Raw genomic sequence first — 17410 nt, forward strand, 5'->3', positions numbered from 1 at the left:
CTCCCTATGCGTATAGTTAGCGGAATGCGCCCCACAGGAAAACTTCATCTCGGACACTACTTTGGTGTCATAAGGAACTGGACTCAGCTCCAGCGAGAGCACGAAACCTTTTTCTTCATCGCGGACTGGCACGCCCTCACAACCGCTTACAAGAAGACAAACGAGCTTCAGAAGAACATAAGGGAGGTTATGTTAGACTGGCTCGCCCTTGGTCTCGATCCCAAGAAGAGCGTTCTCTTCATTCAGTCCAAGGTAAAGGAACACGCCGAGCTCCACCTCCTCTTTTCCATGATCACACCCAAGAGCTGGCTCGAGTGGAACCCGACTTACAAGGATATGAAGTACAACCTCCTCAGGCTTCAGGATGTAGCTCTCCAGTTCAGAGGAGGGCTTCGGGACGTGGTTAGAGAGTTCATAAACATGATCCCCTACAAAGTTGAGGACTTTGAGAGATTCGAAGAGCACCTTCTCGACGATCTTGCCGACACCTTCGTAGCCGCCCTATTTGAGGGAGAGATAGAACCAGAACTTCTCAAAAATCTGAACGTCTCCAAGAGGGACTTCTACGAGACAGACACCTACGGCTTCTTGGGATACCCCGTCCTTCAGGCAGCGGACATACTCATATACAAGGGACAGGGAGTACCCGTCGGTGAGGATCAGCTTCCCCACATAGAGCTCACCCGTGAGATAGCGAGAAGGTTCAACCACCTCTACGGAGAGACCTTCCCGGAGCCGGAGGCACTCCTCACGGAAACCCCGAAGGTTCCCGGAACGGACGGAAGGAAGATGAGCAAGTCATACAACAACGCTATATTCTTTGCTGACACTAAGGAGGAAGTTCAGCTCAAGGTTATGAAGATGTTCACCGATCCCCAGAAGCTGAGGAAGAACGATCCCGGAAGACCCGAGATATGTCCCGTCTTCATGTACCACAAGCTCTTCACAAAGGAGGGTGAAAGGATAGAGCAGATAGAAAGGGATTGCAGGAGTGGGAAACTCGGATGTGTCGATTGTAAAAAGATGATGCTCGAAGGTCTCGAGGAGTTTCTCTCCCCCATAAGAGAAAAGAGGAAGGAGATAGAGAAGAACATAAAGGAAGTTGAGGAGATATTTATTGAAGGCTCCATCAGAGCGAGGAACTTCGCCCAGGGCACCATGGAGGAAGTCAGACAAGCCATGAACCTCAAATGATAGAGATAGTAACAGCCCTTTTGGTTCTCCTCCTTTTGCTGATACTTTGGTTCTACCTTTTCCCGATCAGGTACGTCGGAGATGCCAAAGAGAGCAAAAGGCTGGTAGAACCGCCAGATTTTTTCCTTTACTCCTACGTTCTTCACATACACACCCAATTTTCCTACGACTCCCTTGGGAAGCCGGAGGACGTGATCAGAGCGAGGGACGAACTCGGCATAGACTACGCGATAGTCACGGATCACGATAACGACAGCATAAGGAACTTTTCCGATGAGAGGCTGATAGCGGGGAGGGAAATAAAGCTGAACGATGAAAGGGGAAAACTCTTAGGAGATCTTTTGGAGGTAGGAGATGTAAAGATCATAGCCCATCACTTCAGGGGCAAGTATCGCTGGAGGTTAGAGAAGAGATCCGATTACTTCCTCGAACTCATAGATCTGAGGGATGCCCTCTTGGAAAATAAGTTAAGACTGTTTCTATATCTGCTCGTTTCCTTGCTACTCTATCCTATTCTCGGAAATAGAATTGTTAAAAACTTCTCTAAGCTGATAGATCCGGAGAGGTATGTAAGGAGATACTTTGAGGAGGGATGGAGGAGTAAAGTGGTGGGAGGGCTGGATCATCACGTTAAACTCTATTTCAGAGAGATCGGGAAAAGACTTCTCATCCCGGACTACAAACTCTCCATGTCTCTCCTCAGAAACTTTATGATCTCTGAAATGGAGATAAGGTCTAAGGAGTATTTTCTCAAGGCTCTACGTGATGGTGTTAACGTAATATCCTTTTCAGAGAAGCCTTCCCTTGTCTGGAACGATGGAAACGTGATAAAGGTATACTCTCCGTTCCAGAATACTTTATCTGTGGTTTGCACACCGGTTGGGCGTGTAGGTAAGTTTCTGGGATCTTGTGCTGAGATAGATAAACTTGAAACCGACAGGTGCATGGTAGTAGGTTATACCTATGCTTTCAGAGTTGGTAAGTTGCTTTTTGGCATTAAACCCCTGTTTGTATCTGATATACTGAGGTTAGGGTATGAGGGAAGTGGAGAGACCTCTCCCGGATTGGGTGAGGGAAAGAATACTCCAGAAAGTTCAGAACAAGGCACTTGCTGAGGAAGCGCTGAAATATATAAAGATAGTGGAGAGGGAAGACGGGACCGTCTGGGTGAAGGAGGACTTTGAGGATACCCACAAGCACGCCCTCCTGTTTACAGTCCTCAGCTGTGTAAACTACGCCCAGCGTCTCCTGAGGGGAGAGGATATAGATGACCTTTGACCTTTTAGCCTACGAGTTTTCTCTGCTCCTGATGGTAAACCTAACACTCCTATTTATAGTTGTTATGAATAGAGAGCTGAGGGAACCCAAGTATCTACTCGGTGGATTTTTCCTTGTCGCTGTATCGAGGGCTTTAGCCTTTACAGGGGAAGCAGCTCTAATACCTCTGTTCTATGTCACGACCGCGAGCGGATACTTTCTTTTAGTCCTTTCAGCGATAAAACTCACTAACCACCTTAGGTCTGCAAAGGCTCTTGAGCAGACGGCTTTCTTTGATCCACTAACTAAAGCCTACAACCGAGGTTTTATAGAGGAGGTTGTGAAGGAGGAGATACTCAAGGCGAAAAGGCTCAAAGAAGAGTTCTGTATTCTGCTTATCGACTTGAACGACTTCAAGCAGGTGAACGACAGATACGGGCATAACGCCGGCGATCTTGTCCTGAAGAGAATAGTAGAAGATCTCCGAAGACATCTGAGGGAGTACGATATGATAGCGAGGTGGGGAGGGGATGAGTTTCTGGTAGTTCTTCCTGCGGAGAAGCATACAGACGTACTCGAAGTTGCAAACAGGCTTGTTAGCGATTTCGTTATAAAATACAAGGACATAGAAGTCACCCTGAGTGTGGGATACGCCTGTTTCCCCTACGATGGAGATAGCCTCGCAAGACTCGTTGAGATTGCGGACAGCAGGATGTACCGATCCAAAACTATACTTAAAGAGGTAAAGAAGTATGCCGTGGACGATAAGAGTAAAGAGGAAGTTTAATGCAGCCCATTACCTAACTGACTATCATGGAAGCCCAGAACCCTTACACGGGCACACGTGGGAGATCGAGGTTTATATAGAAGCTGACAAGCTCGACAAGGGTGGAATGGGCGTTGATTTTATAGAAATAGATACCTACCTAAAGGATATACTCCCAGACTATACTCTCCTGAATGACCTCTTCGATTTTTCCCCGAGCGCTGAGAATATGGCTAAGTGGATCTACGATAGGGTAAAGGAACGCTACCCCTCACTTAAAAAGGTCGTGGTGTGGGAAACAGAAAACTGTGGAGCTGAGTACAGTGAATAGGATAGGGATAACGATAGGAGACCCGGCGGGCGTTGGTCCCGAGCTAATACTGAAGATATCCCAACACTTTAAAGAAGAGAACGCTTACATAATCTACGGTGAGGAAAAGATCATAGAGGCGGCTCAGAGGTTACTGGAAATCGAGCTGAAGGCCAAAGGTGTAAATACCATTCAGGAAGTGAAATCGCCGGGAGTTTATATAGCAGATCTCAACATATGTGAAACATCCAGACCGGAACCTTCCCTTACTTCTGGCAAGGTTGCCGTTGCTTACCTCGCAAGAGCCGTTGCCGATGCCGTTTACGGAAACATCGACGGGATCCTCACCATGCCCATAAACAAGTTCTGGGCTCGAAGGGCTGGCTTTTCCTACGAAGGTCAAACGGAGTACTTGGCTCAGGCTACCTCTACGAAAAACTACGCCATGATGATGTATTCGGAAAAGATAAGGGTCGTCCTTCTGACGACCCACATACCGCTGTCATCCGTACCTTCCTATGTAAAGAAGCAGAACGTACTCTCCAAGATCGAGCTGATAGTCAGGGAGTTCAGCCGTCTCTTTCGTAAGGAACCCGTTATAGGAGTCCTGGGACTGAATCCTCATGCGGGGGAATTCGGAGAGATAGGTGGGGAGGAGGTGAAGGAGATAGCACCGGCGGTAAAAGAGGCTAAAGAGAAGGGATACAAGGTTGAGGGTCCTCTCGTCCCGGACACCGCCTTTTTAAATCCGGAGGCTTACGATACCTTTCTCTGCATGTATCACGATCAGGGGCTGATTCCTTTCAAGATGCTTTCCTTCAAGGAGGGAGTGAACCTTACTCTCGGAATACCATTCCCGAGAACCTCTCCCGACCACGGAACCGCTTACGATATAGCTTGGAAAGGTATAGTTGATCCGATGCCGAGCCTCAAAGCCCTTGAATTGTTAGAAAGCTTAGTTCAAAATCTTAAGGCATGAAGAGTCTTCTATACGTTCTCATCTTTCTCATAGTCTTCGGGCTGTCCCTCTACTTTTTCCTCATGAATTCTCAGCAGAGCGTGAGCGTTAGCCTCTGGTCTGGTGTGAGGACTCCGGAACTACCCGTCGGTCTCGTGGTGCTTTTAGCTTTCTTTGCTGGCTTTCTCGTTGGCTTCCTTTTCTTTCCCTTGACTTACGTCATAAAGAGGTTAAGTTGATGGTGTATCTTATTAGCAAAATCTTATAAGGAGGTCGTAAGTATGCAGGAGCAAACAACGATGGTCTTTAAGGTGACCGACAAGGCAGCTGAGGAAATACTCAAGGTGGCAAAGGAGAACAACATAGAGAACCCTATCCTGAGGGTTAGAGTTGTTCCGGGTGGATGTTCGGGATTTCAGTACGCTATGGGATTCGATGACACCATAGAGGAAGGCGATCACGTTTTTGAGCATGGAGGTGTGAAGGTTGTAATAGATGCCTTCTCCATGCCCTACGTCAACGGAGCCGAGCTCGATTACGTTGTTGACTTTATGGGTGGTGGTTTCACCATAAGGAACCCCAACGCAACCGGTGGATGTGGTTGCGGAAGCTCATTCAGCTGCGGCTGATCTTATAACTACCCTCACCACCGGCGGGTCCACGCTCGCCGGATGGATAAAAATAGGCACCTTCGTTTCCGTAAAAACTTTAAGTCTGTAAGTTCCGGGTCTATCTATATCAGAGACGTTTACGTAAGCCCTTACCTCCTCTATCATCTTGGAAAAGAGAAGCCTCTCTACAACGTAAACCGTTATGTCAACTCTCTCGGGTTTTACCCTGTAGACGAACTCCGGTCTTTCCCCACGGATATCTACGTATCTCGAGACCGTTATAGCGGTCCTCTTACCGAGGTTCACCACGCTCCAGAGGGCTACCGCTATTATCAACGCGGTAAGCTTGTACCTCCAGTCCTTTAAGAATATCTCCCTAAGAAGTTTCATCGCTCAACCCCATAAGTTTTGTAAGCCTGTCTTTGAGTATCTCCGGATCTAAGTTCCTCTCCAGCTTTCCCTCCACAGCAAGGGATATCTCCCCGGTCTCTTCCGAGACGACCACCGCTATAGCGTCACTTTCTTCGCTTATTCCAAGAGCCGCCCTGTGCCTCGTTCCGTACTTCTTGGGCAGTTCCGCCGTCTTCGACAGAGGAAGTACGCAGGAGGCGAAGGCTATCCTCTCACCCCTTATCACCACAGCTCCGTCGTGGAGGGGGGTCATGGGGTAGAAGATAGTGATTAGAAGCTCAACGCTGACTGTGGCGTCTATGTAAACGCACCCCTCGATTATGTCCTCAATATTTTGATATCTCTCTATCACTATAAGCGCACCTATCTGTCTGTCGGACATAAACCTGCAGGCTCTTACAATCCTTTCAATCGTCCTTTCCTCGAGGGAGGAGAGCTTCAGAACCTTTGTCCTTTCCCCTATCCTCGCGAGGGTCTTCCTTATCTCCGGCTGAAATATTACAACTATGGCAAATAATCCGAGGGTCCAGATCTTTTCAAAGATCCACGAGAGGGTTCTGAGCTGAACTATCTCCGCCAGCACCCAGAGTATCCCGATTATTATCAGCCCCCTAAGTATCTGGTAGCCTCTGCTTATTACGAGGAAGTGGATTATCCCGTATATGAAGACGGCGACGGCGATGATATCTATAAGGTCTCTTGGACCGAAGAGTTCCCGGATGAGATCAAACAGCATCGTAGGTCCTCACCGCATCGAGGAGGGCAAGAAACTCCCTCGTCTCCCTGACATCGTGAACCCTCACTATGTGAGCACCCTGAAGGACGGCGGGAGCGACAGCGCCGAGACTTCCGAAGAGCCTTTCCTTAGGCTCCGTCTTTCTGTTTAGAAATCCCTCGAGCACGAGACCTACGAAGGACTTCCTCGAAACCCCCACCATCAGAGGCTTCCCCATTATCCTGAATTCTTCGAACCTTCTCAGGATCTCAACGTTGTGTTCGGGTAGCTTCCCGAAGCCTATGCCAGGATCGAGGATAAGATTTTCCTCTCTTTTATAACCCTTCTCTCTCAAAAGGCTTATTCTTCCCTCCCACCAGCTGATTATCTCCGCGACCACGCCCTCGTAGACTATCGGCTCGCTCCTCCACGTCTCCGGTCTTCCCTTTATGTGATTGATAACGTAAGGACATCCGTACTGGGAAACAACTTCGAACATCCTCTCGTCGAAGGTTCCCCCGCTTATGTCGTTGATAATGTCCGCTCCTTCCTCGAGGCAGGCTCTCGCCACCTCCGACTTGTAGGTGTCGATGGATATCCAGACGTCGGGTAACTCCTTTCTTATTAGTCTGAGAACCGGGATAACCCTCCTGAGCTCTTCCTCCGCAGGGACCCTTTCCGAACCGGGTCTTGTTGACTCTCCCCCTATGTCTATTATCTCCGCCCCTTCCTCGTGTATCTGAACCGCCCTCGCGAGAGCCTTTTCAGGGTCGGTGTATAAGCCTCCGTCGGAGAAGGAGTCGGGGGTGACGTTGAGTACTCCCATTATCGCCGTTTTGAGTCCGAGAGGAAGGATCTTCCTGTTGTATTGGATCTGGAAGTTCTTCTTTCTGTATCTTATAAGTGACTCGAGGATCTCGCGGGCTAATGCCTTCGTTTCGGGGTAGCCGACGAGCTCGGAGCACATATCCCTTATCTGAGCCTCACTCCCGCAGAGGGCGAACCTGTTCCCGTTCTGGAATACAGAGATAGAGGTCTTTCTTGCGGAGAGGTAAAGGGGCTCTGGATTCCCTGAGAACTCGAAGTAGAGGCAGTGATTTATCCCTTCAAAGACCCGTTCCTCTGCCTCCTTGAAGAATATCCCCACTCTCTCTTTGAGGAACTTGTAGAAGAGATCCTTATCGCTGAAGTGTTTTATAAGCATGTATATATTTTAAAGAGTCGTCCTCTCAAAAAACAGGTTCAGCACTTCGCCTATCTTCCTCCTAACCTGCGACAGCTTCTCCGGATCCTTCTTCCTCTCCTCCCAGTTCATGTAAAGATCCCTCCTTATCTCTATCTGTATCCAGGGTTTCGGCCTCATACCGTAGGTTCTCGTGATGTAACCTCCGGCAAAGGGTTCGTTTATCCTGACCTCTTCCTCCGGGAGTTCGAAGACTTCCCTGAAGCAAAAAGCTAAGAGTTCCGTGATCTTCCCCGGACAGGCTCTTCCGTGAAAATCTCCAAGGCATACTGCAGGTCTCTTTCCACTGTCGGGAGCTATTTTGGGAGCTTCCGGAGCCATAGAATGGCAGTCGAAGGCTATGAGAACTTCATCCTTTCTCACCTCCTCCTGTATCCTCCTATGGTAGGGGAAGTAGTACTTATCGAGAAGTTTCTTGACAAGCTCTTCGTCAGGGAACCTCCTGTACACTTTTTTGCCGAAGGCGGTCTCGCTCTTAACCACCCCGTCGGGGTTTTTTGGAGGGAGGTCGTTGGGCGCCCTGTTGAGATCTACTACAGCCCTCGCTACCTCGGCCTTGAGAAGGGACACCACTTTTAGATCGTAGAGCTCTATGGTAAAGGGATCTCCGTCCTCGATTATGTCTTCAGGTGATAGGAGGATGAGATCTTTCACCTCATCTGGAATTAGGGTTCCTCCGTGAGGTATGGACAGGAGGCAGGGTAGCATCAGAAGCCTCCCGCTGTTCCGTCCCTTCTCGGGTCTGCAACACCCTGAAAGCCTCCGTCCCTCTTCCTCAGTATGGCGTGAACCGAACCGAAGAAGAAGGGATCGGTTATCCTTACCCTGTAACCTTCCCTCCTGAGATAGTCGATAACCTCATCGTCCTCACCTCCCTCCTCTATGCTTACGAGACCTCCGAGGGAACTGTGTATCCTTGGCTGAACTATCGCATCGCTAAGGGGCATGTCGAGGTCTATGACGTTCAGAAGGAACTGGGTGAGAACCGAAAAAATTCTTTCGCTTCCCGGACTCCCTAAGGTTATCCAGGGTTTATCTCCTTTAAAGAGGATCGTCGGTGCCACACTTGCCCAAGGCACAGAGTTGGGTCTCAGGTAGTAGGGGTGATCCACCTTTCTGTAATCGAAGTCCATGAGGTAGTTGTTGTATAAAAATCCGAGACCCTCCGCCGCTGCCTTACTCCCGTAAACTCTCTCTATGGACTGGGTGAGGCTGACTACCATACCATCGGAGTCCATAACGGAGAGGTGGGTCGTCTCTCCTGCGATTTCATCGAAGGTCTCGTGGATCGGAAGGTGTATGTCTATAGATCTTACTATCCTCTTAACAACCTTTCTCGCGTACTCTTTGCTCAGCATCCTCTCCGGAGGTATCTGGGGATAGAAGTTGGGATCGTAAGGCCTTCCAGTCCACTCTAAGAGAGCTTCCCTTATAACCTCAACGAGGAGGTGAATTTTGGAGATCTTTTCCCTGTGGAGCTCCTCGGGAGGTATGGCATCGAACATGTGAAGGGCGTAGATCAAAGGTCTTCCCGCTCCCGGAGGGGGCATGCTTACCACCTTAAGTCCCCTGAAGCTTCCCACCACAGGTTTTCTCTCTATGGGAAGAGGTATAAGGGCGAGGTCGTCGTACCTAAGGAGTCCTCCGTTCTCTCTCATATCCGCATCTATCATCTTCGCGGGCTTTCCTCTGTAGAAGTACTCAAATCCGTTCGCGGCTATCTCCTCCAAGAGTTTCCCAAGGTCTGGCTGCTTGAATATCTCCCCCGGTCTGTAAGGTCTCCCATCCTTCAGGAAGTATCTACCTCCGGAGAAGGATTCCACCTTTTTGAAGTTCTCGAGCTCCCTCATCTGGAGTCTGTGCTGGAGCTCTGTTATGGGATAGCCCTCGTAGGCAACCCTTATAGCGTGTTCGCAGATCATAGACCAGGGTAACTCCCCGTACCTGCTGTGGACGTATCCGAGAACTGCAAGCGTGCTGGGAACCGTAGTGGCTCTATAACCTACCTCCCTGTCCTCCTCGTACACTGCACTCACGTGGGCTAAGGAGGGAGCCCTTGAAGAGCCGTCTATGGCCATCGTCTTCTTCCCTGTGTGGATGAGCATCATCGTTTGTCCGCCTATACCGCTCGCCTGAGGTTCGCATACGGAGAGAGTCAGAGCTGCTGCGCAGGCTGCATCCACCGCGTTTCCCCCAGATCTCAGTATCTCCACTCCTGCCCTTGTAGCCTCCGGATGGGCTGTGGAGACCATGCAGTTCTCAGCTTCGAAAAACCTCCCGTCTTCCGATGTCCTGAACTTCCCCTCTATCCTGTCAAGATCAAGCATCCCTTTCGTACCTCCTGACTGCAACCTCAAGTATCTCGTTTATAAGCTCCTCATAGGTGAGTCCCGCCGCCCTGGTGGAACAGACGTAGGATCCTGAAGGGTTCAGGCTTGCCATAGAGTTCACTTCTAAGAAGAATATCTCCCCTCTCCCGTTCATCCTTATATCGAACCTCGCGTAGTCTCTGAGACAGAGAAGGTCAAAGGCTTTTTTACTGAGTTCCACCATTTTTGTGGCTACCTCCTCTGGGATCTCTGCGGGACAGATCTTCCTCGGAGGTCTCTCCATCTTGTCCGAGTGGGTCTGTATCCCGTGGGGGAGTTCGCTCAAATCTATCTCCGATACGGGGAAGGCTTTCAGATCCTCTCCGTTTCCTATGAGGCTGACGGAGAACTCCCTACCTTCTATAAACTCTTCTATCAAAACGTCTTGAGAGAACTCCTCTAAGAGTCTCTCCACGTTTGCCTTTAGCTCTTCCTCGTTCTCTACAAGTGTGACTCCAAGTGAGACTGCCTCCATGCGGGGCTTTACTACCAAAGGGAACTCAAGCCCTCCCGGCATATCAGAAGGCTTTGAAACGATGTGGAAATCGGGGGTAGGAATGCCACTGTGCGAGAACATGACCTTCGTTGCCACCTTGTCTAAGGCTAAAGAGTGACCCAGAGGTCCGGAACCTGTGTAGGGTATTCCCAGGAGTTCGAGCATTCCGGGTATGTGGGAGTAACGGCTCTCCCCCTGTATGCCGTAAGCGAGATTAAAGACAAAGGTATCTTCCACCCCGTTCTCGAGAGCGAACTCCCTTATCCTCTCGAAGAAGTGCATGTTTCCGTCCATTATCTCTACCCTGTGTCCCCGATCCCCTATAGCCTTAGCTATCCTCTCGATCACCTCCCTCTTGTATACCTCCCTCGTCTGGGTTTTCCTTTTTTTCAGAACACCCGTGAAGTCCTGATTGTATACAACCGCCACGTTCATGCTTTTAGAAGACAGTCTCTGTGTGTCTTCAGATAGTACTTCCCTCCGAGCCTTCCGAGGGGTTTGTACCTATCGTAAAGTATCCGTCCCTCCTCGTCGAGTATGTTGTCCTGAACTTTTATAAGGAGAGCCTCCCCGAGTATGAGGTGCATATCGTAAACCTTCAGATGTTGGTAAAGTTTACACTCGAAGGAAGCTTTGGACTCCTTTATCCTCGGTGCCTTAACGAATTTGCTTTCTTCGGGGGTAAGACCTGCAACCTCGAACTCATCCACCTCCGGAGGAAGGTCCTCCCCGGTTTTCAACATAGGCTCGAAGAGCTCCTCAGAAACGAGGTTTACTACGAACTCCCCGGTCTCTAATATGTTCTTTACCGTGTCCTTCAGAGTTCCATCGTCTCTGTCGCTCACCGAGATCATGAGAACAGGCGGGGCATCGTTCACAGCATTGAAGAAGCTGAAAGGAGCTATATTTCTCACTCCCTCCCTACTTACGGTGGAAACCCAGCCTATAGGTCTCGGAACCACAAGACCCAAGACAAGCCTGAAGAGGGTATCTTCGTCCGTTCTATCTACAACAAACTCCATATCAGAAGCTCATGAGGTAAAAGAGGGGGCTGTAGGAGTTCAATATCTTTAGCTCCTCGATTTCCCCTCCTAAGACCCTCTGAAGAAGTGTCTTTTCCTCCGGAACGAAGAACTCCCTCGCCTTGGGAACCCCCGCCAGCTCCTTAGCCTTCTCAACCGCATCCTCCAGCCCCCCTATATCATCAACGAGACCGAGCTCCTTAGCCCTCTCACCGGTTAGAACCCTTCCGTCCGCCACCTCTCTCAGCTTCTCCTCGCTTATCTTCTTCCCCCTGTACCTCAGAATCGCTTCGAGGAACTGCTCGTAAGCTTCGTTTATAGTTTCCTGAAGGTACTTCTTCTCCTCCGGAGTGAGTTCCCTGAAGGGATTCAGCGTATCCTTAAACTTCCCCGTCTTTATGGCGGTCGCCTTGACGCCAATTTTCTCCATCAGCTCCTTGTAAGCCACGTGCTGGATTATCACACCGATGCTTCCCGTTATCGTCCCCGGATTGGCAAAGATGTAGTCCGCCGGGGCGGAGACGTAGTAACCTCCTGAAGCGGCGACGTTACCCATCGAAACCACCACAGGCTTCCCTTCCGCTCTGAACCTCTCTATAGCCCTGTATATCTCCTGAGACGCTCCCACCGAACCGCCGGGGCTGTCCACCCGTATCACGAGCGCTTTAACGCTCTTATCCCTTTTGAGTCTTTCTATCTTCTTTACCGTGGGAAGGGGATTAACTATCACTCCGGCGATCTTTATTATCGCGACCCTGTCCCCTACCGGAACCCTCGAGAGAATAGCCGTTAGCATGACAAAAGCAATTATAAGTACAACCGCTATTAGAAGAAGGATCTTTTTCATCGCTATATATTTTAATTGAGCTTTCTCATCCTAACTACGCGGTCAGAGTTTATATTATTCCCATGCTCGGTATAGTTAAGAAAGATCCGATAGAGAAGCTCGAGAAGATCTTGGGAAAGGAGAAGGTAAACAGATCCATTGTTGAGAGAAAACTCTACTCCTACGACGCTACTCCTATACCCATAGAGAGAGCCGTTCCAGCAGCGGTGGTCTTCCCGGAGAGCAAGGAGGACGTGGTAAGACTCGTAGAGATCTGCTACGAGGAGAGCGTACCCCTATTCCCGAGGGGAGCTGGTTCGGGGCTTACCGGCGGCGCAGTCCCCACAACGGAAAAGGGCGTAGTCGTTTCCTTCGAGAGGATGAATGGATTCGAGGTAGACGTGGATAACGCTACCGCGAGGGTTCAGCCCGGTGTGGTGACATACGAGTTCCAGAGGCACGTTGAAAAGCTCGGGCTCTTCTACCCTCCGGATCCCTCCTCTTTTAAGTACTCGACTATAGGAGGAAACGTAGCGGAGAACGCTGGAGGTCCGAGATGTCTCAAGTACGGGGTAACACGGGAGTACGTTTTGGGTATAGAGGCAGTTATAAAGGAAGGTAAGGTTCTCAGAACGGGAAATCCTGTCATAAAGGACGTTGCGGGGTACGATATAACGAAATTCTTCGTTGGATCGGAGGGGACCCTCGGATTACTCACGGAAGCCACCCTGAAGCTAATTCCCAAACCTCAGGCGAGGGCTACCGCTCTGGCGCTCTTTAACGACCTCGAGACGGTTGGTAGAGCTGTCACAAAGATAATGACCTCCGGTATATTCCCCTCCGCTTTGGAGTTCATGGACAGGGATGCTATAAGGGCGGTAGAGGACTTTAAACCTGCAGGACTCCCGAAGGACGTGGAGGCGCTCCTTCTGATAGAGGTAGATGGCTCAAAGACGGCGGTAAGGGAGCAGATAGAGGAGGTGAGGGAACTGCTCAGCGGTATGGGGATAGAGGTCAGGGTCGCTTCAGATGAGAGGGAAGCTGAGAAACTCTGGACGGCGAGGAAGAACTTAGGACCGGCTTTGGGGAACCTCAGAAGCGGTAAGATAAACGAGGACATAGTTTTTCCGAGGACATACCTCGCCGAAGCCCTTCCAAAACTCAGGGAGATAGCCGAGAAGTACGACCTCCTCATGGTCGTTTTCGGGCACATAGGGGACGGGAACCTCCACGTGAACTTCCTTTACGATAAAACCAAGAGGGAAGAGGAAGAAAGAGCCGAGAAGGCGGTCGATGAGGTCTTTGAGCTTGCCCTCTCCTACCACGGCTCCATAACGGGAGAGCACGGTGTTGGTCTGACCAAAAAGAAGTTTCTCAAGTGGCAGTTCGGAGAGATAGGTTACGAGCTCCTGAAGGGTATAAAACTTTTATTTGATCCGAAGAACCTTTTCAATCCGGGGAAAGTCATAGAGGTTTAGGATCTTCTCATCAGCTCGGATAGCATCTGTATAACAGTATCCATACGTTGGTTCACCCTGTCTATCTTTTCGTCAAGCCTGTCTATCTCCTGCCTGAGTTGCCCTATCTCCTGCCTAAGCTGTCCCATCTCTTGTCTAAGCTGTCCCATCTCCTGTCTGAGTTCCGAGGCTACCCTGTCTATCTTGTCATTCAGATACCTGAAGTCCATCTCCTGTTTCTCGCTGAGTTTGTTTATACTCTCCTTAAGCTCAGCGGTTCTCTCTTCTACCACCTCGTAAACAAGCTCAAGGGTTACCTTCCTGACCACATTCTTCGCCTCCTCTATAAGCTTTAAAGTTTGGTTCTTCTTAACAACCTCTTCAAGCTGGAAGAGCTTAATTTCCCTCTCCTGATAACCTTAATATCCCCATCGGTTAGCTCTAATATCGTGGAAGGTTTCCCCTCTATCTTACCACCGTCCACGTAAAGGGATACACTATCTCCAAAGTAGTCAATAGCTTCCTCTATGGTCCTCGCCGGAGGTTCTCCCTCAAGGTTAGCGCTTGGGGCTACAATAGGTCTTCCAAAATCCTTAAGAAGATTCATAATAAATCCCTTTTTCGGACACCTGACCGCTACGGTTTGACTACCGAGCCAGTGGTACAGGTTTTTCTTCTTTTTAAGGATGAGGGTAAGACTGGGAACGGCAAGGAGCTTTGTAGCCCTTCTGCCTACATCAAGACCAAGCTTTCTGACCCAAAATACATCGGGAACGAGGACTAAGAAAGGTCTTCCGGAGGGTCTTCTTAGCCTTTTGAGTTTCTGAACAGCTTCGTAGTTCAGGGCATCGGCGAGGATTCCATATATGGTATCCGTTGGAGCGACTACGAACTCACCTTTAGAGAGAGCTTCATAGGCTAAGCGGACCGCTTCAGGACTTCTTGAGCTTACTCTTTGCATACTCCATGAGTCCGCCCGCCTTTAGGATCGCCTGAAGCTCCTCAGGGAACTTGGTAGCTTTATACTCCTTCCCTGTCGTCAGGTTCCTGACAGTTCCCTTTTCCAGATCGACCTCTATCTCGTCCCCGTGGCTTATCTCATCGACAGCCTCAGGAGCCTCCACTATAGGAAGGCCTATGTTTATCGCGTTCCTGAAGAATATCCTCGCAAAGGATTTGGCTATCACAACAGGGACACCAGCGAACTTTATGGCTATTGGAGCGTGCTCCCTTGAAGATCCTGAACCGAAGTTTTTCCCCGCCACGATAATGTCCCCTTCTTTGTGTTCCTTTGCAAACTCCGGATGTTCCGAGTCCTCCATAACGTGCTTGGCGAGTTCGTAAGGATCGGAAGTATTAAGATACCTTGCTGGAATTATTTGATCGGTATCGACGTTATCCCCGAACTTCCAGACCTTTCCCCTTATAACCGTTCTCATACTGAAAGTATAGCACAGGGATTAAGTTCTAAAAAGGAGGTGGAGGTCATGAGGGGAATTTTGATGGGAGTTCTACTTACCCTCTCGGTAATTTTTGCTCAGGAGAAGGCTAAGTTTGTCCAAACCGAGTATGAGGCACCCTTCAGGGCTGTGGTCGAGTTCTACTTCGACGAACCCGAGAAGATAAGACCGGCTCTGGAATGGGTATCCAACATCATCTACGTCCTTTCCAGGGAGCCCTACAACTTTATTCCCGGAGAGGATATAGACATCGTGGTGATAATCCACGGGACGGAGATAACGACCCTCGTAAAGAAGAATAAGGATAAGTACAGGGACATCTGGGATAGGATCGAGGGGATGGAGATGTACGGAGTGAAATTCAAGGTCTGTGCCATGGCGGCTGAGCTGATCTACGGTTACAAACCTGAGGACTTCCCTCCCTTTATAGAGATGGTTCCCTCAGCCATAACCGAACTCCTCCACTGGCAGCAGAAGGGTTATGCTCTTTTAATACCCAGAGTTTTCGAAAGAAAGAAGGCGATTGAGGAGATAAGATAAGGAACCTAATAATTAAACCATGCGTGAGTGGACAAAAGGACTTTATATTACGACATAGTTTAGATATCTAATCCAGCGGATTGACCGGCTCGACAGACAAAGACAGGAGGATGCGAAGCACCTCACGGAGAAAATAGAGCAACTTGACAGACAGAGACAGGAAGACTTCAAGCATCTTGACAGTGAAATAAATCAGCTCAACTAGAAGGTAGAAATTCAGATAGGACAGCTCAGACAGGAGATGAAGGAAGAAATCGGTCAGCTTAAGCAGGATATGGGCAGGATAAATCAGAGGATCGATGTTCTCATTCAAATGGTTGCAAATTTGCAAAGATGAAAGCCTTGATACACAAGCTCTTGGTAATTTTGCAAAAGCAAAGCCTTGGTGCAAAAAGACTTGACAAATTCACACTTATGTGTCTATAATTTTTCTGAAAAATTTTTGAGAGGAGGGTATGTCATGAAGAAGAGCTACTTAGCAGCGGCAGCCATACTGGGTGCAGCAGTTTTTGCCGGTCAGGCTCATGCGGTCAAGATCGACCTCGGTAAAGGCAAGTCCTTCAAGATGGGCTTCAGGGCAAAGGTGCATGCTGTATATGCGGGTAAGAGGTCTGATACTGATAAGTCTGATATCTTCTTCTCTGTTCCAAATGCAAGGATATACGGTAAAGGCTCTATCTCAAAGATATTTAAGTGGGCGTTTCAGGGAGATTTTGGTGGTAAGACTTCAGGTGTCTTTGAAATAGTTGATGCTTTTGTCATGCTCGATTTTGCTAAGGAATTTAAGCTCTATGCCGGTGCTATAAAGGTGCCCTGGGAACTCCATTCCGGTATACAGTCAGGATGGTCCTTCGTAATGCCCACTGGTCCTGCTTATGGGCTGAAAAAAACAGGTGCAGGAAATCCATTCTCGAACCCGGCGGCTGAGAAAATTCCTGGATCCGGTTCCCGTTCGCCTCAGGTTGGTGTATGGGGTAAGGTCGCAGGTGGCATGTTCAAATACTATCTCTATGCTGTGGACGGGACTAATAGGAAATCAGGTACAGACGTGAAAACTGGTTTCGGTGTGAGGGTCGAGTTTGCCCCAACGATGGCAGGTTACAAAGGGCATCCTGGATACGTTCTTAAGGAAACCTATCTCGGAAAGCAAAATACGTTTACGGTCGGTCTGTCTTACTTCACCCAGGATTACGGTTCTGGAAAGGAGTCTCAGAAGTCCTTCGGCGTCGATGCCCTTTGGGAACAGAACCTTGGTATGGTCACACCCAACTTGAGCATAGGTTACGTAAGCCACAAGGATAAGGGTGGTTCTAGCGGTAATGATGTGAACGGTCTTATCCTCCAGGGGCAGGTTCTATTCAATCAAGCAACCCTCTTAGGAAAGCCCGCGTTGGGTATAAGGTGGGCTCAGTCTGATCCTGATGGTGCCAAGAAAGCTCAGGTGCTTGGTGTAGTTGCACAGCTCTATGTCAAAGGAGTAGGGAACAGGATAGCTCTTTCCGTAGACAATATTAAAGATGACAATGCGGCGGCACCCGACAAGGACTCCTACACCGACGTAACCCTCGCACTCTGGTACAACTTCTAATTACTTACTCCAAAAACTCCCAGCCCCGCCCTGTGCGGGGCTTTTTTATTGGAATGTGAAGGCTCTTAGCGATGAGGAAAGTAGAGTTTATCTATTTGGATCCCGTGCGCGGGGAGACTTCAAAACGGTATCGGAGAAGATGTAAAGTTCCTTGAATGTGCTGTTTCTGGTGGAGCCGATTTCATCG

At 49.3% G+C, this 17410-nt stretch carries 22 protein-coding genes; 11 read left to right on the top strand and 11 right to left on the bottom strand.

The window, feature by feature from the left end; translation table 11 throughout:
* Positions 1–6 precede the first annotated feature (6 nt).
* From trpS to erpA, 8 genes are read left to right on the top strand one after another with little or no spacing between them, the layout of a single operon-like run.
* Positions 7–1194 carry a tryptophan--tRNA ligase gene (gene trpS / locus ACZ483_RS01470; protein ID WP_464324399.1) on the top strand — a complete coding sequence of 396 codons (1188 nt, stop codon included), beginning with the start codon at positions 7–9 and terminating at the stop codon, positions 1192–1194.
* Positions 1191–2309: a hypothetical protein gene (locus tag ACZ483_RS01475; RefSeq protein WP_464324400.1), complete on the top strand. Its 1119-nt coding sequence runs from the start codon at positions 1191–1193 to the stop codon at positions 2307–2309. The genes trpS and ACZ483_RS01475 overlap by 4 nt, the downstream gene beginning before the upstream one ends.
* Complete coding sequence (locus ACZ483_RS01480; RefSeq protein ID WP_464324401.1) at positions 2263–2472, top strand: hypothetical protein; 210 nt, start codon at positions 2263–2265, stop codon at positions 2470–2472. Before ACZ483_RS01475 ends, ACZ483_RS01480 begins: the two co-directional genes overlap by 47 nt.
* Positions 2462–3238, top strand: a complete 777-nt coding sequence (locus ACZ483_RS01485) for a GGDEF domain-containing protein (protein ID WP_464324402.1) — start codon at positions 2462–2464, stop codon at positions 3236–3238. Before ACZ483_RS01480 ends, ACZ483_RS01485 begins: the two co-directional genes overlap by 11 nt.
* On the top strand, positions 3204–3548 hold the full coding sequence (locus tag ACZ483_RS01490) for a 6-pyruvoyl trahydropterin synthase family protein (RefSeq protein WP_464324403.1): 345 nt from the start codon (positions 3204–3206) through the stop codon (positions 3546–3548). Before ACZ483_RS01485 ends, ACZ483_RS01490 begins: the two co-directional genes overlap by 35 nt.
* Entirely contained in the window at positions 3541–4506 is a 966-nt protein-coding gene (pdxA, locus tag ACZ483_RS01495; protein WP_464324404.1) for a 4-hydroxythreonine-4-phosphate dehydrogenase PdxA, read from the top strand. The genes ACZ483_RS01490 and pdxA overlap by 8 nt, the downstream gene beginning before the upstream one ends.
* Positions 4503–4724: a lipopolysaccharide assembly protein LapA domain-containing protein gene (locus ACZ483_RS01500; protein ID WP_464324405.1), complete on the top strand. Its 222-nt coding sequence runs from the start codon at positions 4503–4505 to the stop codon at positions 4722–4724. Before pdxA ends, ACZ483_RS01500 begins: the two co-directional genes overlap by 4 nt.
* A gap of 42 nt (positions 4725–4766) precedes the next feature.
* Positions 4767–5114: an iron-sulfur cluster insertion protein ErpA gene (gene erpA, locus ACZ483_RS01505; RefSeq protein WP_464324406.1), complete on the top strand. Its 348-nt coding sequence runs from the start codon at positions 4767–4769 to the stop codon at positions 5112–5114.
* Here erpA and ACZ483_RS01510 read toward each other — a convergent pair.
* From ACZ483_RS01510 to sppA, 8 genes are read right to left on the bottom strand one after another with little or no spacing between them, the layout of a single operon-like run.
* Entirely contained in the window at positions 5097–5486 is a 390-nt protein-coding gene (locus tag ACZ483_RS01510) for a hypothetical protein (protein WP_464324407.1), read from the bottom strand. The two genes, erpA and ACZ483_RS01510, sit on opposite strands and share 18 nt — an antisense overlap.
* On the bottom strand, positions 5473–6243 hold the full coding sequence (gene cdaA / locus ACZ483_RS01515) for a diadenylate cyclase CdaA (protein ID WP_464324408.1): 771 nt from the start codon (positions 6241–6243) through the stop codon (positions 5473–5475). The genes ACZ483_RS01510 and cdaA overlap by 14 nt, the downstream gene beginning before the upstream one ends.
* Positions 6233–7426 (bottom strand): dihydropteroate synthase, encoded by a 1194-nt coding sequence (gene folP, locus ACZ483_RS01520; protein ID WP_464324409.1) that lies wholly within the window; start codon positions 7424–7426, stop codon positions 6233–6235. The genes cdaA and folP overlap by 11 nt, the downstream gene beginning before the upstream one ends.
* 9 nt (positions 7427–7435) lie before the next feature.
* Positions 7436–8173 carry an N-formylglutamate amidohydrolase gene (locus ACZ483_RS01525; protein ID WP_464324410.1) on the bottom strand — a complete coding sequence of 246 codons (738 nt, stop codon included), beginning with the start codon at positions 8171–8173 and terminating at the stop codon, positions 7436–7438.
* Complete coding sequence (gene ggt / locus ACZ483_RS01530) at positions 8173–9792, bottom strand: gamma-glutamyltransferase (protein ID WP_464324411.1); 1620 nt, start codon at positions 9790–9792, stop codon at positions 8173–8175. The genes ACZ483_RS01525 and ggt overlap by 1 nt, the downstream gene beginning before the upstream one ends.
* Complete coding sequence (locus tag ACZ483_RS01535) at positions 9785–10765, bottom strand: D-alanine--D-alanine ligase family protein (RefSeq protein ID WP_464324412.1); 981 nt, start codon at positions 10763–10765, stop codon at positions 9785–9787. Before ACZ483_RS01535 ends, ggt begins: the two co-directional genes overlap by 8 nt.
* Positions 10762–11352 (bottom strand): flavin reductase family protein, encoded by a 591-nt coding sequence (locus ACZ483_RS01540; RefSeq protein ID WP_464324413.1) that lies wholly within the window; start codon positions 11350–11352, stop codon positions 10762–10764. Before ACZ483_RS01540 ends, ACZ483_RS01535 begins: the two co-directional genes overlap by 4 nt.
* A gap of 1 nt (position 11353) precedes the next feature.
* Entirely contained in the window at positions 11354–12199 is an 846-nt protein-coding gene (gene sppA, locus ACZ483_RS01545; RefSeq protein WP_464324414.1) for a signal peptide peptidase SppA, read from the bottom strand.
* A 62-nt stretch (positions 12200–12261) separates the two neighbouring features.
* On the opposite strand from sppA, the gene ACZ483_RS01550 reads away from it, so the two are divergent.
* Entirely contained in the window at positions 12262–13656 is a 1395-nt protein-coding gene (locus ACZ483_RS01550) for an FAD-binding oxidoreductase (protein ID WP_464324415.1), read from the top strand.
* Here the strand turns inward: ACZ483_RS01550 and ACZ483_RS01555 are convergent.
* From ACZ483_RS01555 to leuD, 3 genes are read right to left on the bottom strand one after another with little or no spacing between them, the layout of a single operon-like run.
* Positions 13653–13964: a hypothetical protein gene (locus ACZ483_RS01555; RefSeq protein ID WP_464324416.1), complete on the bottom strand. Its 312-nt coding sequence runs from the start codon at positions 13962–13964 to the stop codon at positions 13653–13655. The two genes, ACZ483_RS01550 and ACZ483_RS01555, sit on opposite strands and share 4 nt — an antisense overlap.
* Positions 13965–13987: 23 nt before the next feature.
* Positions 13988–14596 carry an L-threonylcarbamoyladenylate synthase gene (locus ACZ483_RS01560; protein ID WP_464324417.1) on the bottom strand — a complete coding sequence of 203 codons (609 nt, stop codon included), beginning with the start codon at positions 14594–14596 and terminating at the stop codon, positions 13988–13990.
* Positions 14568–15074 (bottom strand): 3-isopropylmalate dehydratase small subunit, encoded by a 507-nt coding sequence (gene leuD / locus ACZ483_RS01565; protein ID WP_464324418.1) that lies wholly within the window; start codon positions 15072–15074, stop codon positions 14568–14570. The genes ACZ483_RS01560 and leuD overlap by 29 nt, the downstream gene beginning before the upstream one ends.
* 48 nt (positions 15075–15122) lie before the next feature.
* On the opposite strand from leuD, the gene ACZ483_RS01570 reads away from it, so the two are divergent.
* Together ACZ483_RS01570 and ACZ483_RS01575 are read left to right on the top strand one after the other, a co-directional pair.
* Positions 15123–15635, top strand: coding sequence for a DsrE family protein (locus ACZ483_RS01570; protein WP_464324419.1), 513 nt, complete (start codon positions 15123–15125; stop codon positions 15633–15635).
* 460 nt (positions 15636–16095) lie between these two features.
* Positions 16096–17223 carry a porin gene (locus ACZ483_RS01575; protein WP_464324420.1) on the top strand — a complete coding sequence of 376 codons (1128 nt, stop codon included), beginning with the start codon at positions 16096–16098 and terminating at the stop codon, positions 17221–17223.
* The last annotated feature ends 187 nt before the right edge of the window (positions 17224–17410 follow it).

Source organism: Hydrogenivirga okinawensis, assembly GCF_055385515.1.